The sequence below is a fragment of the Halioglobus japonicus genome, assembly GCF_001983995.1.
Lineage (GTDB): Bacteria > Pseudomonadota > Gammaproteobacteria > Pseudomonadales > Halieaceae > Halioglobus > Halioglobus japonicus.
This window is the reverse complement of sequence record NZ_CP019450.1, coordinates 3,947,517-3,962,568: the sequence shown is the minus strand read 5'-3', so window position 1 is coordinate 3,962,568 and position 15,052 is coordinate 3,947,517. Positions and strand designations below refer to the sequence as shown.

At 58.7% G+C, this 15,052-nt stretch carries 13 protein-coding genes; 9 read left to right on the top strand and 4 right to left on the bottom strand.

Annotated elements, in window-relative coordinates; translation table 11 throughout:
• Positions 1–2: 2 nt before the first annotated feature.
• Entirely contained in the window at positions 3–812 is an 810-nt protein-coding gene (locus BST95_RS18655) for an SDR family NAD(P)-dependent oxidoreductase (RefSeq protein WP_084200911.1), read from the bottom strand.
• A gap of 74 nt (positions 813–886) precedes the next feature.
• Here BST95_RS18655 and ggt point away from each other — a divergent pair, with 74 nt between their 5' ends.
• The 4 genes from ggt to greA all read left to right on the top strand — a co-directional run bounded on the left by ggt (position 887) and on the right by greA (position 7,611).
• On the top strand, positions 887–2,557 hold the full coding sequence (gene ggt, locus BST95_RS18650) for a gamma-glutamyltransferase (RefSeq protein ID WP_084200910.1): 1,671 nt from the start codon (positions 887–889) through the stop codon (positions 2,555–2,557).
• 214 nt (positions 2,558–2,771) lie between these two features.
• Positions 2,772–3,911, top strand: a complete 1,140-nt coding sequence (carA, locus tag BST95_RS18645; protein WP_084200909.1) for a glutamine-hydrolyzing carbamoyl-phosphate synthase small subunit — start codon at positions 2,772–2,774, stop codon at positions 3,909–3,911.
• Between the two features lie 5 nt (positions 3,912–3,916).
• Positions 3,917–7,138, top strand: coding sequence for a carbamoyl-phosphate synthase large subunit (carB, locus tag BST95_RS18640; RefSeq protein ID WP_084200908.1), 3,222 nt, complete (start codon positions 3,917–3,919; stop codon positions 7,136–7,138).
• On the top strand, positions 7,135–7,611 hold the full coding sequence (gene greA, locus BST95_RS18635) for a transcription elongation factor GreA (RefSeq protein ID WP_084200907.1): 477 nt from the start codon (positions 7,135–7,137) through the stop codon (positions 7,609–7,611). Before carB ends, greA begins: the two co-directional genes overlap by 4 nt.
• 140 nt (positions 7,612–7,751) lie before the next feature.
• Here greA and BST95_RS18630 read toward each other — a convergent pair whose 3' ends face one another.
• A complete protein-coding gene (locus tag BST95_RS18630; RefSeq protein WP_338073394.1) occupies positions 7,752–8,276 on the bottom strand; it encodes a YSC84-related protein in 525 nt (174 codons plus the stop codon).
• Between the two features lie 172 nt (positions 8,277–8,448).
• Here BST95_RS18630 and BST95_RS18625 point away from each other — a divergent pair, with 172 nt between their 5' ends.
• Positions 8,449–9,021, top strand: a complete 573-nt coding sequence (locus BST95_RS18625; protein ID WP_169843999.1) for a spondin domain-containing protein — start codon at positions 8,449–8,451, stop codon at positions 9,019–9,021.
• Between the two features lie 267 nt (positions 9,022–9,288).
• Here the strand turns inward: BST95_RS18625 and BST95_RS18620 are convergent, their stop codons facing one another.
• Both BST95_RS18620 and BST95_RS18615 read right to left on the bottom strand, forming a co-directional pair.
• Positions 9,289–9,630, bottom strand: a complete 342-nt coding sequence (locus tag BST95_RS18620) for a hypothetical protein (RefSeq protein ID WP_084200905.1) — start codon at positions 9,628–9,630, stop codon at positions 9,289–9,291.
• 86 nt (positions 9,631–9,716) lie between these two features.
• Positions 9,717–10,028: a YhbY family RNA-binding protein gene (locus BST95_RS18615; RefSeq protein WP_084200904.1), complete on the bottom strand. Its 312-nt coding sequence runs from the start codon at positions 10,026–10,028 to the stop codon at positions 9,717–9,719.
• Positions 10,029–10,120: 92 nt separating this feature from the next.
• Here BST95_RS18615 and rlmE point away from each other — a divergent pair, with 92 nt between their 5' ends.
• The 4 genes from rlmE to glmM all read left to right on the top strand — a co-directional run bounded on the left by rlmE (position 10,121) and on the right by glmM (position 15,036).
• Positions 10,121–10,747 carry a 23S rRNA (uridine(2552)-2'-O)-methyltransferase RlmE gene (rlmE, locus tag BST95_RS18610; protein ID WP_084200903.1) on the top strand — a complete coding sequence of 209 codons (627 nt, stop codon included), beginning with the start codon at positions 10,121–10,123 and terminating at the stop codon, positions 10,745–10,747.
• Between the two features lie 124 nt (positions 10,748–10,871).
• On the top strand, positions 10,872–12,806 hold the full coding sequence (gene ftsH, locus BST95_RS18605; RefSeq protein WP_084201236.1) for an ATP-dependent zinc metalloprotease FtsH: 1,935 nt from the start codon (positions 10,872–10,874) through the stop codon (positions 12,804–12,806).
• Positions 12,807–12,866: 60 nt separating this feature from the next.
• A complete protein-coding gene (gene folP, locus BST95_RS18600) occupies positions 12,867–13,697 on the top strand; it encodes a dihydropteroate synthase (protein ID WP_240500310.1) in 831 nt (276 codons plus the stop codon).
• Entirely contained in the window at positions 13,690–15,036 is a 1,347-nt protein-coding gene (gene glmM / locus BST95_RS18595; protein WP_084200901.1) for a phosphoglucosamine mutase, read from the top strand. The genes folP and glmM overlap by 8 nt, the downstream gene beginning before the upstream one ends.
• The last annotated feature ends 16 nt before the right edge of the window (positions 15,037–15,052 follow it).

The window sequence follows — 15,052 nt, the reverse complement described above, 5'->3', positions numbered from 1 at the left end:
CCCTACATACCGTCCAGTAACTTATTCAGTTTCAACATTTCCGGGTAGCGCACCGGGAAGAGCCGCGTGATCAGGGAGACGATTTTGGCATCGTTGCCGATGAGGAGTCGTTTTTTGCGCCTTTCAATCGCATTGATGATTTGTGCTGCGGCCCCTTCGGCGGTGGTCCGGGTATGCTGTTTGAACTTGGCATCTCGCTCCTGGGCGGTTGCATTGCCGCCGCGGGAATCACGGGCGATATTGGTAGCAATGCCGCCCGGGTGGACACAGCACACATGGACATTACTGTCCTGCAGCTCCTGTCGCAGTGCCTCGGTAAAACCGCGCACCGCAAATTTGGCTGCGTTATAAGCTGACTGACTGGGCACCGCAATGACACCAAAGATGGAAGAGATATTGACCAGATGCCCCTGGTCAGATTGGCGGAGCAAGGGCAGGAAGGCTTTGGTGCCATGGACCACGCCCCAGAAGTTGATACCCATCATCCAGTCAAAGTTTTCATAACTCATCTCTTCAACTGTCTCTGCCAGCCCAACTCCCGCATTGTTGATGACAATGTCAACGCTGTCGCGTTCGGAGGCGATTCGCTCCGCCCAGCCGTGTACAGCCTCGCGGTCGGCGACATCGAGTCGCTGCGTGTCGCATTGGAGGCCTGGATTGCTCAGCAGAGATACGGTCTCGGCGAGGGTCTCCTCGTTGATATCGCTGAGGTAGAGAGCGCAGCCTTCGCTGTTAAGTTGCAGGGCCAGGGCCCGGCCAATGCCCGAACCGGCGCCGGTCACGACAGCGCACTTACCGTTTGAATATGCCATGTTATTTCCTTTTGTTGGCGTAGACGGGCACACTAGGGCGCCTTAGTCACAGTGTTTCCACCACGGGTCCAGCGATGATGCTACTGCGAACATGGCTTGTTTTCATCTTCTTTGTTATCGCACTGCCAGTTCGTGCCGGTACCGGTGCGGTGGCAATGCCCGACGCGTTCTCGGCGACCGCGGCAGAGCAAGTGCTGCGCGACGGCGGTAATGCCGTGGATGCAGCCATCGCTGCGACCTTTGTCCTGGCAGTGACCTATCCCGAGGCGGGAAATATCGGTGGCGGCGGTTTCATGACCAGTTTTGTTGATGGTGAGCCCGCTTTCCTGGATTTCCGCGAACGCGCGCCCCTGCGTGCGCGGCGTGATATGTACCTGGATGAAGGCGGTAATTTCCAGCAGCGCCTGGCACTGGTGGGTGGCAAGGCCGTGGGCGTGCCCGGCACGGTCAAGGGTATGCAACTGGCCCACGAACGCTATGGGACGCTTGCATGGGCGCGATTGCTGGCACCTGCCATCGAGTTGGCGGAGGCTGGATTTGTGGTGCCTGAGGCACTGGCGCAAATGGCGGCCGACAAAGTGATAGGTGATGCCGGTGAAACCAATTTCGCCGACTACTTCGGCAGCATGGCCGCAGGCAAGTTATTCAAGCAGCCGGAGCTTGCTGCGACCCTGAAGTTAATTGCCGCTGATCCCGACGCCTTCTACAGCGGCCTGCCGGCCCGCCAGTTGGTCGCGCAAATGGGGGTGAGCGGGGGGCTGATTTCGCTCCAGGACATGGCCGAGTACCGGGCGCTCTGGCGTGAGCCTATCCGCGCTCGCTGGCGTGAGTTCGAGGTGCTGTCTGCGCCGCCTCCCAGTTCCGGCGGCTTCGCACTGGTGCAGCTGTTGAAGATGCGCGACTTCGCCGCAGAGCATTTTCGTGATCGCTGGCACAACGATGCGGGCTACGTGCACCTGCTGGCCGAAATTGAAAAACGGGTGTTTGCCGATCGCGCTGAGTATCTGGGTGATCCCGACTTTGTGCAGGTGCCGCTGGCGCGCTTGCTCGACGACGATTACCTGAAGGCGCGCGCCGCGCAAGTGAACGCCACGGCGATTTCGCCGGCCGAGGTGGTGCCTCCTGGCCTTGAGTCATCGGATACCACCCATTTTTCCATCCTGGACGGCGCGGGCAATGCGGTGTCGCTGACCTATACGCTCAACTGGGAATTCGGCTCGGGCGTGGTCGTTGCGGGCGCTGGTTATCTGCTCAACAACCAGATGGATGACTTCAGTGCCAAGGTGGGGGTGAAGAACAAGTTTGGTGTCGTGGGCAATAGCAACAACGCCATCGCGCCGGGTAAGCGCATGCTGTCCTCTATGACACCGACTCTGTTGCTGCGCGACAGCCAGCCGGCATTGGTGATTGGTACACCGGGCGGCAGTACGATATTTACTTCCGTGTATCAGGTGATTCTCAATCTGGTCGATTTCGACATGCCCCTGCAGCAGGCCGTGGACAGCCTGCGCTTCCATCACCAGCTCCCGGATGCAACCCTGATTCGCCACGATCAATGGGACATTCCGGCCAGCACCCTCACTGGGCTAAAAGCGCTGGGCTACGAAGTCCAGCCCAACAGTTGGGGGAATCTGGGCGATATTCAGGCTATTGCGGTACAGGCAGGGACGGTGAGCGCCGCCGCGGACGCGCGCGGGCGCGGAGTCGCCAGATTGGTCAAAATGCCACAATCCGCAGTGAATTGACGGGCATACCCCACTGGACAGCGCTGGCCACTTCACCTAGAATCACCGGCCAGATTTTACACGCCCGCAATGCGCTGCGGGCAACGTGTACCCGGTGAAAATCAGAGCTGACTGACTATGAAAAGGCGAGATGTGGTTACCCATCTCGCTTTTTTGCGAGCGCGCAACTTAAGCATGATCAGCCCGCTCTAACTGTTGATTGACGGAGGTTTGCTTGACCAGTCCCGCCATTTTGGTCCTTGAAGATGGTAGTGTTTTCAAAGGCTTAGCAATAGGTGCCGATGGCACTTCGGTCGGTGAGGTGGTGTTCAACACCGCGATGACCGGATATCAGGAAATTCTCACCGATCCTTCATACGCCCGCCAGATAGTCACCCTGACATACCCCCATATCGGCAACACCGGCACCAACGCTGAAGACGAGGAATCCAACGCGATCTGGGCAGCAGGCCTGGTCATTCGCGACCTACCTCTGCTGGCGAGCAACTACCGCAATGAGCAGGGCCTCTCGGAATACCTCCAGGAGCGCAATATCGTCGGTATCGCCGATATCGACACCCGACGCCTGACCCGAATTCTGCGGGAAAAAGGTGCCCAGAATGGCTGCCTGATGGCCGGCGACGGCATCGATGAGGCTAAGGCGCTGGAACTGGCCAAAGGCTTTGCGGGCCTCAAGGGCATGGATCTGGCGAAAGAAGTCACCACGGCCGAGACACACAACTGGACCGAAGGATCCTGGCAGTGGGACAGCGGCCACGCCACGCCCGAAGCTGCCGACTTGCCCTGGCATGTGGTCGCCTACGACTACGGGGTTAAGCGCAATATTCTGCGGATGCTGGTGGATCGCGGCTGCCGCCTGACGGTGGTGCCCGCCCAGACGCCGGCGTCGGAAGTACTGGCTATGAACCCGGACGGAATTTTCCTCTCTAACGGTCCCGGTGATCCGGAGCCCTGCACCTACGCGATTGAAGCGATCCAGGAAATACTCGGCACTGACATTCCGGTGTTTGGTATCTGCCTGGGGCACCAACTGCTGGCGCTGGCGTCAGGAGCGAAGACGGTCAAAATGAAGTTTGGCCATCACGGTGCCAACCATCCCGTGCAGAACCTCGACGACGGCACGGTGTTAATCACCAGTCAGAATCACGGCTTTGCTGCCGACGAAAACAGTCTGCCCGATAATTTGCGGGTGACGCACAAGTCACTGTTTGATGGCAGCCTGCAGGGCATCCATCGCACTGACAAGCCGGCCTTTAGTTTCCAGGGACACCCGGAAGCCAGCCCTGGCCCCCACGATGCAGCGCCGCTGTTTGACCACTTCATCGAGCTCATTGAAGCCAAGGCAGGGAAGTAACCAGTATGCCAAAGAGAACTGACATCCAGAGTATCCTGATCCTCGGTGCGGGCCCGATTGTCATCGGCCAGGCCTGCGAATTCGACTACTCCGGCGCACAGGCCTGTAAGGCGCTGCGCGAAGAGGGTTACCGGGTCATCCTGGTGAACTCCAACCCGGCAACTATCATGACCGACCCGTCAATGGCCGATGTCACCTACATCGAACCCATCGAGTGGCAGACGGTGGCGCGCATTATTGCCGACGAAAAGCCGGACGCACTGCTGCCGACCATGGGTGGCCAGACTGCCTTGAACTGTGCCCTGGACCTGGACAAGCACGGCGTGCTCGCCGAGCACGGTGTCGAAATGATCGGCGCGACCAAAGATGCGATCGACAAGGCGGAGGATCGCCAGCTGTTTGACGAGGCCATGAAGCGCATTGGCCTGGAAACACCGCGTGCGTCGACTGCGCACAGTATGGAAGAAGCGCTGCAGGTACTTGATAGCATTGGCTTCCCCTGCATTATTCGGCCCTCGTTTACCATGGGCGGCTCGGGCGGTGGTATCGCCTACAACCGGGATGAATTTGAAGAAATCTGCATGCGCGGTCTCGATCTGTCGCCGACCAACGAGCTGTTGATCGACGAATCCCTGATCGGCTGGAAAGAGTACGAGATGGAGGTTGTGCGTGACAAAAACGACAACTGCATCATCGTGTGTGCGATTGAGAACTTTGACGCCATGGGCGTGCACACCGGTGACTCGATTACCGTCGCGCCTGCCCAGACGCTGACCGACAAGGAATACCAGATCATGCGCGACGCCTCGCTGGCGGTACTGCGCGAGATCGGTGTAGAAACCGGCGGCTCTAACGTGCAGTTTGGGCAGTGCCCCAATACCGGTCGCCTGGTGGTGATTGAGATGAACCCGCGGGTATCGCGTTCCTCGGCCCTGGCATCCAAGGCAACTGGATTCCCAATTGCCAAGGTGGCCGCCAAACTGGCGATCGGTTATACCCTGGACGAGCTCCAGAACGACATTACTGGTGGTGCGACCCCGGCGTCCTTTGAGCCGGCCATCGACTATGTCGTGACCAAGATCCCCCGGTTCGCCTTTGAGAAGTTCAACGGTGCCGACGCCCGACTGACCACCCAGATGAAATCAGTGGGTGAGGTCATGGCCATTGGCCGGACCTTCCAGGAGTCCCTGCAGAAAGCGCTGCGCGGCCTCGAAGTGGGTTCAGCTGGATTTGAACACAAGATCGATGTGGACAATCCAGACAATCGCGATGAGCTGGTTTCTGAGCTGATCAACCCGGGTGCTGAGCGTATCTGGTACCTCGGTGATGCCTTTCGAGCGGGTATGAGTGTCGACGAAGTCTACAAACTGTCCGGCGTCGATCCCTGGTTCCTGATCCAGATTGAAGACATTATCAAGACCGAAGACAGCCTCAAGAGCGTCGACCTGGCCGATATTGATGCCGAGCAGATGTTCCGCCTTAAGCGCAAGGGTTTCTCGGATGAGCGTCTGGGCGTGCTGCTGAATTCATCGCAGCGCAAGGTTCGTCACCACCGTCAGGGGCTGGGTATTCGCCCGGTGTACAAGCGTGTCGACACCTGTGCCGCAGAATTTGCCTCGGCGACCGCCTATATGTATTCCACCTATGAGGAGGAGTGCGAAGCGGCACCCTCCGAACGCGACAAGATTCTGGTGCTTGGCGGTGGCCCCAACCGTATTGGCCAGGGTATTGAGTTCGACTACTGCTGCGTGCACGCCGTACTGGCGGCCCGGGAGGATGGTTACGAGACCATTATGGTCAACTGTAACCCGGAGACGGTATCCACCGATTACGACACCTCAGACCGACTCTACTTCGAGCCGGTAACCCTTGAGGATGTGCTGGAAATTGTCGCCCTGGAAAAACCCAAGGGTGTGATCGTGCAATTTGGCGGACAGACCCCGCTGAAACTGGCCAAGCGACTCGAGGAAGAGGGCGTGCCGATTATCGGTACTACCCCGGATGCGATCGACCGCGCCGAAGACCGCGAGCGTTTCCAGCGGATGATTAACAAGCTGGGACTCAAGCAGCCTGCCAACACAACTGTACGCAGTACGGAAGAGGCCGTAGAGGCCGCCGCTGAAATTGGCTACCCTCTGGTGGTACGTCCTTCCTACGTGCTCGGCGGTCGGGCCATGGAAATTGTCTATCGTGAAGAAGATCTGCTGCGCTATATGACTCAGGCAGTACAGGCCTCTGAAGATAGCCCTGTGCTTCTCGACAGCTTCCTGTCATCGGCGATCGAAATTGACATCGATGCGGTGTCTGACGGCGAAGAAGTCGTGATTGGCGCCATTATGCAGCACATCGAAATGGCCGGTGTTCACTCCGGTGACTCTGCCTGTTCACTGCCGCCATATAGTCTTGACCCGAAAGTGCAGGACGAAATGCGCGAGCAGGTTAAGCAGATGGCGCTGGAGCTGGGCGTACGTGGCCTGATGAATGTTCAGTTAGCCTGGCAGGATGGCGAAATCTACGTGATTGAAGTCAACCCGCGCGCTTCGCGTACCGTGCCGTTTGTCTCCAAGTGTATTGGCCGTTCGCTGGCCCAGGTGGCTGCGCGCTGCATGGCTGGCCAGAGCCTTGAATCCCAGGGCTTTACCAAGGAGATTGTGCCGCCTTATTACAGCGTGAAAGAGGCTGTACTGCCCTTTAACAAGTTCCCCGGTGTTGATCCGATCCTCGGCCCGGAAATGCGCTCTACCGGTGAGGTGATGGGCGTGGGTGAAAACTTTGCCACCGCGTTTGCCAAAGCTCAGCTGGGTGGCGGTGATGCGCCCCCTACCTCCGGTACCGTGTTGATTTCAGTGCGCGATGTCGACAAGCCCGGGGCGGTGAAAGTGGCCCGCGATCTGGTCGGCATGGGCTTTAACCTGGCCGCGACCGGCGGCACCGCTGACGCACTGGAAGGTGCAGGTCTGGACGTGCGCCGGGTGAACAAGGTGCTTGAAGGTCGCCCGCACATCGTTGACATGATCAAGAACGACGAAGCGGACTTTATTATCAATACCACCGAGGGCCGTCGGGCGATTGAAGACTCCGCCCCGATCCGCGCCAGCGCTGAGCAGCACCGGGTGTTTTACACCACTACGCTTGCCGCAGCCGAGGCGATTACCCTGTCTTTGCAGGAGGAAGGTGATAAGAAAGTTCGCAGGCTGCAGGACCTGCACGGGAGAATCAACCCATGAACAACGTACCGATGACGGTGGCCGGAGAAGCCGCGTTACGCGAAGAGCTTGAGCACCTCAAGAAGGTGGAGCGTCCGCGGATTTCCGATGCCATTGCCGAGGCGCGTGAGCACGGTGATCTCAAGGAGAACGCTGAGTATCATGCGGCTCGGGAGCAACAGAGCTTCACCGAAGGTCGTATCATGGAGATCGAGGGCAAACTGGCCGGCGCACAAGTTATTGATGTGACCCAGATTGCCAAGACCGGCAAGGTGATTTTCGGCACTACCGTGAGCCTGATCAACATCGAAACCGACGAGGAACTGAGCTACAAAATCGTTGGTGAGGATGAGGCTGATGTTAAAAACAACCTGATCTCCATCGGTTCACCCATTGCCAGGGCCCTTATTGGCAAGGAAGAGGGTGACGTGGTGGTTGTGCGCGCTCCGGGTGGTGAGGTCGAATACGAAATCGACGAGGTTCAACACATCTAACGCTCCGTGGGCGCTTTCATGCGCCAGAGCACTCCCAAAAAAAGGCCCCGGTATCAGCGATACCGGGGCCTTTTTGTTGTGCCGTTGTGACTATTTGGGGGTGTAGCTGTACTTCTGACCGGCAATCGCGGCCTCATACATCAGACCACCTTTGGCCACCGTGAATACCGCCATGCCCTTGCGATAGCCCAGTGAGGCAGTGGACGCGTCATCCTTGCCGCCGGCAATGCTGGTCTGGGTGCCGCCCCGGTACTGGCCTGGGCGCCCGCCGATGCCGTAATGGCCACGGCGGTGGCCTGCGCACCGAATTCGAAGTTGCCCGAGGTGAAATCATCGAAGGCGCGCTTGTCCTCAAAGAAGATGACCTGGCTGTAGGCCTGACCGCCCAACTGCCAGCCGATCGACAGTTGGCTCATTTTCGTATCTCCCACGTGGGCGCCACCAGCGTACACCCGGCCTTTGCCGTGTGCGCCACCGATGCCCATGCCGCCTTTGCCGATGGTGGGAAACAGCGCATAGCCGTAACTGTTGCTGAAATAAGTGGCACTTTCACCGGCGTTGATGAAGGTTTTCTTCGCGTCGTTGTATTCGTCAGCCTGGGCCGTCTGCAGTGACAGCATTAAGAGGATTGCGGCTGCAATAAGTGTCTTAAAGTTCTGGGTCATTGGGCGTGTTCCTCACGGTTCCGGAGTGGTGTTGTTATTAACATCGTACACCCAGCGCGATTTGTCCAATGCGCTCCCCTGGCCAGGGGAGAGAAATTTTTTTACGCATGTAACTTTTCGGGTGTCCGGCGCGAATTCGGTGTTGAACCCACTAACAGTAGGAAGCAGCACCATGACAAAAATGAAAATGGCAGCAATGTCCCTGGCTCTGGCCGCCACTCAGGCGCAGGCGCAGGAGCTGGACGCGATATTTGCCGGATTTACCGGATTTGCCGGTACACTCTATGAGGTGACCATTACCAACCTGACCCAGGCACAGAGCTTTACGCCGCAATTGGTGGCTACTCACCGCGGCTCCGCCATGATGTTCTCGATCGGCGAGCCCGCCAGCCCTGGCTTTGAGAGCCTGGCCGAAGGTGGTGATACCTCAGGCGTAGTCGCTGAGCTGGGCAATCGGGTGGCCCATTCCACCACGATTGATGGACTGCTTGGCCCCGGTCAATCTGTGACTACCACGGTAATGGCAACAGGCCAGGAGAAGTTCTTCTCTGTCGTGGCCATGCTGCTGCCGACCAACGATACCTATATGGCCGTCAATGGTGCGCGACTGCCCACCGCTGGCAAACTGACCTACATGGTGCCGGCGTATAATGCGGGTACCGAAGCGAACGATCAGGATTGCGCCAACATTCCTGGCCCTACCTGTAGCGGTGAGCCGGGCAGCGACCCCGCCCCGGATGATTAGGGTTTCGTACACGTCAGCAATGGCTTCCACGATCTGGGTGAGGGCACGTTGAGCCCGGTAACCTACGATTGGCGCAACCCGGTCGCACGAGTCGTCATAAAGCGGCTAGACCGGGCCTCGAGATGTTGTCCGTCATTCACTCGGACCGTCAGCGGGGGCCAATGGCAGAGTCAGGGGGCGGCAACCTAAACTTCTGATGTTTCACGTCGGGCCTGGCATTGGCTGCCTTCGCACCGTTCATCCTGATGCTATGGGAGCGCTGGGGCCCTAGCGACGGCTGAGTTCGAACAGTTGCACCTTGGTGAGCACTAACTGAGCCACCAGTTCTACCATTAAGCCGTGATTTTCGCCGCGGATTGTTTCCAGGCCCGCATTGATCTCGACCTGGAGGGCATTGCGGTCGTGTTCGTCCAGTCCCGGGGGCAGTTGAATCCCGATGCTGTACTGCTCACTTTCGCTGATGCGACTGTAAATGCGGGTAAGTTCTGTGGCGGCGAATTCGACGAGATCATCGTCGGCGCCCTTGGCGAGTAGAAGTTGGCGAATCTGCCGGTCGAGAAAAGCGAGGCCCTGAGCCTGCTGAGAAGGAAACTCGAGTAGTGTCCCCATGTCGTGGCGCCCCTCCGCGATGGGTTTACTCCATCTTAGCGAAATCAGCGCCGCTGGCAATACCTATGAATCTGGCCGAAGTGGGATTAAAGTGGACGTAACAGGTTGGACAAGCGCGGGTCGGGCTCTGCGCTGCGACGCAATACCAGAATGATGTTGCCGATGCGCTGCACAACTTCCGCACCGGTGCGATCGCAAAGTTCTTCACCGACCGCCGTTTTGGCGTCTTTGCCACCGACGGCCAGTTTGATCTTGATCAGCTCGTGTTGGTCCAGGGCCCGCTCAACTTCCATCACCACGCCATCAGACAGGCCATTGCCGGCGACAGTCACCACGGGCTTGAGTTTGTGCCCGATGGCGCGCAGTTGCCTGATGTCCTGATTGCTTTTCTTGCTCATGGTGATTCCGCTGTACAATAGTCGCTGATTAAAGGGACGCGCATTGTACACAAGGGCCCCTTGACCCGAAACACCCACTATAGACCTTATTTATGGCCAAGAAAAAATCCTCCAGTAAGGCGTGGCTCAAGGAGCACCGCGACGATCCCTACGTGCAGCAGGCGCAGCGCGAGGGCTATCGCAGCCGGGCCTGCTACAAATTACTGGAATTACAGGAAAAAGACCGCCTGATCCGCCCCGGTATGACCGTGGTGGATCTGGGTAGCGCCCCCGGTGGCTGGTCGCAGGTGGCGGCTGACCTGGTAGGCCACAACGGTCGCGTTGTGGCATCGGATATCTTGCACATGGATAACCTGGCCGGGGTGGAATTCATCCAGGGCGATTTCACCGAGGAAGCCGTTTTTGAGGAGATCCTCGCCGCCATTGGCGATGCGCCGGTCGATCTGGTGGTTTCTGATATGGCACCTAATATGAGCGGTGTGACAGCCGTAGATCAGCCCAGGTCCATGTATCTGGTCGAGTTGGCACTGGATATGGCGCGCAATGTGCTCGCCCCAGGCGGGTCATTTGTGGCCAAGGTCTTCCAGGGCGAAGGTTTTGACGAGCTTTTCCGTGACACGCGGGAGAGCTTTGACAAGGTTCTGACCCGCAAACCCAAGGCCTCCAGGCCCCGCTCGCGCGAGGTCTATCTGGTGGCCAGGGGGTTCAGGGGGCGGTAAAACGAGTGAATCCCAAGATAACCGGGGGTTGAAACATGGGCAGGCGACCCCAACTGTAGTAAATTGGCAGTGATATAGTTCCCGCCCCTGTGCGTACCTACACCAGGAAACATCGTTGAGCGATATGGTTAAAAATCTACTTTTGTGGCTCGTTATAGCCGCAGTGTTGTTGTCAGTATTCAACAACTTCAATCCCCAGGCCACATCTGAGGAGGTCGGGTACTCGGACTTCATTACCGAGATCCAGCGCGACCAGGTGCAGAAGGTGACCATTGACGGCCTGACCATTTCTGGTGAGCGTCGCGATGGCAGCCGCTTCGAGACAATCCGCCCCATGGTGGAAGACCCCAAGCTGATTGACGATCTGTTGGAGCACGATGTGATCGTCGAGGGCAAAAAGCCTGAGCAGCAAAGCGTCTGGACTCAGCTGCTGGTGGCGTCATTCCCGATTCTAATCATCATCGCGGTATTCATGTTCTTCATGCGCCAGATGCAGGGCGGCGGCGGTGGCCGTGGCGGCCCGATGAGTTTTGGCAAGAGCAAGGCCAGGCTGCTGGGAGAGGACCAGATTTCCACGACCTTTGCCGATGTCGCTGGCGTGGATGAGGCCAAGGAAGATGTCCAGGAACTGGTAGAGTTCCTCCGCGACCCCAGCCGCTTCCAGAAACTGGGCGGCCGCATCCCCCGCGGCGTGCTTATGGTAGGGCAACCCGGTACCGGTAAAACCCTGCTGGCCAAGGCCATCGCGGGCGAGGCCAAAGTGCCGTTTTTCTCGATTTCCGGTTCGGACTTTGTGGAAATGTTCGTCGGTGTCGGTGCATCCCGGGTGCGTGACATGTTCGACCAGGCCAAAAAGCAATCGCCCTGTATTATTTTCATCGACGAAATCGATGCGGTCGGTCGTCATCGCGGCGCGGGTCTCGGTGGTGGACACGATGAGCGCGAGCAGACCCTAAACCAGCTGCTCGTTGAAATGGACGGGTTTGAGATGAATGACGGCGTGATCGTCATCGCCGCAACCAACCGACCTGATGTGCTTGACCCTGCGTTACTGCGCCCGGGGCGTTTCGACCGCCAGGTGGTTGTGGGCCTGCCGGATATCCGCGGTCGCGAGCAGATCCTCAAAGTGCACATGCGCAAAGTACCCCTGGCTGAAGATGTAGAACCCGCCAAAATTGCCCGCGGCACGCCCGGTTTTTCAGGTGCTGACCTGGCCAACTTGGTAAACGAGGCTGCCCTGTTTGCGGCGCGCGGCAACGTGCGCACCGTGGGTATGCAGCAGTTTGAGCTCGCCAAAGACAAAATCATGATGGGCGCCGAGCGCAAATCCATGGTTATGTCCGAGGACGAAAAGCGCAATACGGCCTACCACGAGGCTGGCCACGCTATTGTTGGCCGCCTGGTGCCGGAGCACGACCCGGTCTACAAGGTGAGCATTATTCCCCGGGGTCGCGCCCTCGGTGTGACCATGTTCCTGCCGGAGGAGGATCGCTACAGCCACAGTCGCAGGCATATCATCAGCCAGATCTGCAGTCTGTTCGGCGGACGAATCGCTGAAGAGATGACCCTGGGTAAAGACGGTGTGACCACCGGTGCCTCCAATGACATTGAGCGGGCTACCCAGATCGCCCGGCAGATGGTCACCAAGTGGGGTCTGTCCGAAAAAATGGGGCCGCTGATGTATGACGAGGGCGGTGAAGAGGTTTTCCTGGGTCGCAGCGCGGGCCAGCAGCACCAGGCCTTGTCCGACGAAACTGCCAAGCAGATCGACGAGGAAGTGCGCTCTATCATCGATGAGTGCTACGGCATCTCTGAGCGTATCCTCGAAGAGAACGTCGACAAGCTGCATATGATGGCCGACGCTTTGATGACCTACGAAACCATTGATTCAGAGCAGATCGACGATATTATGGCGGGGCGCACTCCCCGTGAGCCCGCAGGTTGGGACGGTACTTCGGGTGGTAACACGCCGCCGCCGTCCGCCGAAGCCTCTGAGAGCGATGAAGGCGACTCCCGAGACACAGGCCCGACCATTGGTGGCCCCGCCGGCGAACACTGAGCCGGCACTCTCTTGAACCCATCTACCCCCTCCCGTCCGGTGCTTGATTGCGCCGGGCGCATGCTCGATTTGTCTCGCCCCTTAGTAATGGGAGTGATCAACACCACGCCAGATTCGTTTTCCGACGGCGGTACCTTGTTTCGCGGTGATCATCTGGACCCTGAGCTGGCCATAGAGCGGGCCCGGGACATGGTTGATGCTGGCGCTGCGATACTGGATATCGGCGGTGAATCAACGCGCCCGGGTGCAGCGCCGGTGAGTGCGCAACAAGAAATGGATCGGGTGTTACCACTGGTTGAGCGTATTACCGCTGAACTTGACGTAGTGATATCCATCGACACCAGTAGTCCGCAACTCATGACCGAGGCCGCTGCCCGGGGTGCCGGTTTGATTAACGACGTGCGGGCGCTACAGCGCGAGGGTGCACTGGAGGCGGCGCGCGACACGGGGTTGCCAGTCTGCCTGATGCATATGCAGGGCGAGCCGGATACGATGCAGGCGGCGCCGACATACGCCAACGTGGTGGATGAAGTCGGCGCTTTTTTGGAAGCGCGGGTAGCCGCCTGTGAGGCGATAGGCATCCCCCGCGAACGCTTACTGCTTGATCCGGGATTTGGTTTTGGCAAGACCGTGGCGCACAATCTCTCGCTATTGGAAGGCCTGCCACGCCTAGCGGCGGCAGGTTTACCATTGCTGGTAGGCCTGTCGCGCAAGTCACTCATCGGCAAGTTGATTAACCGGGAGGTGGACGAGCGGGTGCCTGCAAGCCTGGCGCTGGCGGTGCTTGCCGTTGAGCGCGGGGCGGCAATAGTTCGCACCCACGATGTCGCACCGACCTGGGATGCGCTGGCCATGTGTGCCGCACTGAGGAGTTTGCAAGGGAATGACTAGAAAATATTTTGGCACGGACGGCATCCGCGGCGCTGTCGGTAGTGGTGCAATTACCCCCGACTTTATGCTCAAGCTGGGCTGGGCCAGCGGGCGGGTATTTGCGCGTCAATCCAGTGGCGGTCGCTGTACGGTAATTATTGGCAAGGACACCCGGGTGTCTGGCTACATGTTCGAGTCAGCTCTCGAGGCAGGCCTGGTAGCGGCGGGGGTGGATGTCAAACTGCTCGGACCGATGCCGACCCCTGCGGTGGCACTGATGACACAGACCCAGGCGGCGGATGCCGGCATTGTGATCAGCGCCTCACACAATCCGTTTTACGATAACGGGATCAAGTTTTTCTCGGCGGGAGGCTCCAAGCTGCCCGACGAAACAGAATTGGCGATTGAGGCGGAGTTGGATAAGGCGCTGGAGACCGTCGACTCCAAGGCGATCGGCAAGGTGGTTCGCCTGGACGATGCCGCCGGCCGCTACATTGAATTCTGCAAGTCGACCGTGCCAGAGGGCTTTAACCTTCGGGGCATGAAAATTGCCGTGGATTGCGCCCATGGGGCGACCTACCACATTGCTCCCAGCGTCTTCAGCGAACTGGGTGCAGAGGTGCTCACCCTGGGCGCCGAACCGGACGGTTTTAATATCAATGAAGGGGTGGGTTCCACCGATATGGCTGCCCTCGCTGAGCGCGTGGTGGCGGACCAGGCCGACCTGGGTATCGCCTTTGATGGCGATGGTGACCGGGTCTTGTTCGTCGATGCCAATGGCGATTTTGTCGATGGTGATGAGCTCATCTATGTGATCGCCTGCCATCGTCTCGCCACCGGGACCTCGGACGCGGGCGTCGTCGGAACGCTGATGTCCAATCTCGGTATGGAGGTGGCGCTGCGCGACCAGGGGCTGCAGTTCGCCCGGGCCCAGGTGGGTGATCGGTATGTTAAAGCGCTGATGGAGCAGGAAGGCTGGCACCTGGGTGGTGAATCATCGGGGCACATTATCTGTAGCGACATCACGACTACCGGCGACGGCGTGGTCGCTGCACTGCAGGTGCTCTATGCCATCAAGACTTCCGGACAGCCGCTGGCGGTGTTGCGTGCAGGCATGACGAAATACCCCCAGACCATGATTAACGTACGTATTGCCCAGAAGGTCGATCTCTCTGAGCACGAGGCGATTGGTGTCGCTGTAGCCGAAGTTGAGGAAACGCTGGGCTCGCGGGGCCGGGTGTTATTGCGCCCCTCCGGAACCGAGCCTGTCATACGGGTCATGGTTGAGGGCGAGGATGTCGCTGAGGTTGAGCAGCTGTGCTCTCAGCTTGCTGCAAAAGTAGAGGCAGTATTGGGATGAAGCGCCTTGCCACGAC

What these genes read in the sequence shown, in the direction of transcription:
- BST95_RS18655 (WP_084200911.1), bottom strand. Translation starts at nt 812, where the DNA reads ATGGCATATTCAAACGGTAAGTGCGCTGTCGTGACCGGCGCCGGTTCG.
- ggt (WP_084200910.1), top strand. Translation starts at nt 887, where the DNA reads ATGATGCTACTGCGAACATGGCTTGTTTTCATCTTCTTTGTTATCGCA.
- carB (WP_084200908.1), top strand. Translation starts at nt 3,917, where the DNA reads ATGCCAAAGAGAACTGACATCCAGAGTATCCTGATCCTCGGTGCGGGC.
- greA (WP_084200907.1), top strand. Translation starts at nt 7,135, where the DNA reads ATGAACAACGTACCGATGACGGTGGCCGGAGAAGCCGCGTTACGCGAA.
- BST95_RS18630 (WP_338073394.1), bottom strand. Translation starts at nt 8,276, where the DNA reads ATGACCCAGAACTTTAAGACACTTATTGCAGCCGCAATCCTCTTAATG.
- BST95_RS18625 (WP_169843999.1), top strand. Translation starts at nt 8,449, where the DNA reads ATGACAAAAATGAAAATGGCAGCAATGTCCCTGGCTCTGGCCGCCACT.
- BST95_RS18620 (WP_084200905.1), bottom strand. Translation starts at nt 9,630, where the DNA reads ATGGGGACACTACTCGAGTTTCCTTCTCAGCAGGCTCAGGGCCTCGCT.
- BST95_RS18615 (WP_084200904.1), bottom strand. Translation starts at nt 10,028, where the DNA reads ATGAGCAAGAAAAGCAATCAGGACATCAGGCAACTGCGCGCCATCGGG.
- rlmE (WP_084200903.1), top strand. Translation starts at nt 10,121, where the DNA reads ATGGCCAAGAAAAAATCCTCCAGTAAGGCGTGGCTCAAGGAGCACCGC.
- ftsH (WP_084201236.1), top strand. Translation starts at nt 10,872, where the DNA reads ATGGTTAAAAATCTACTTTTGTGGCTCGTTATAGCCGCAGTGTTGTTG.
- folP (WP_240500310.1), top strand. Translation starts at nt 12,867, where the DNA reads ATGCTCGATTTGTCTCGCCCCTTAGTAATGGGAGTGATCAACACCACG.
- glmM (WP_084200901.1), top strand. Translation starts at nt 13,690, where the DNA reads ATGACTAGAAAATATTTTGGCACGGACGGCATCCGCGGCGCTGTCGGT.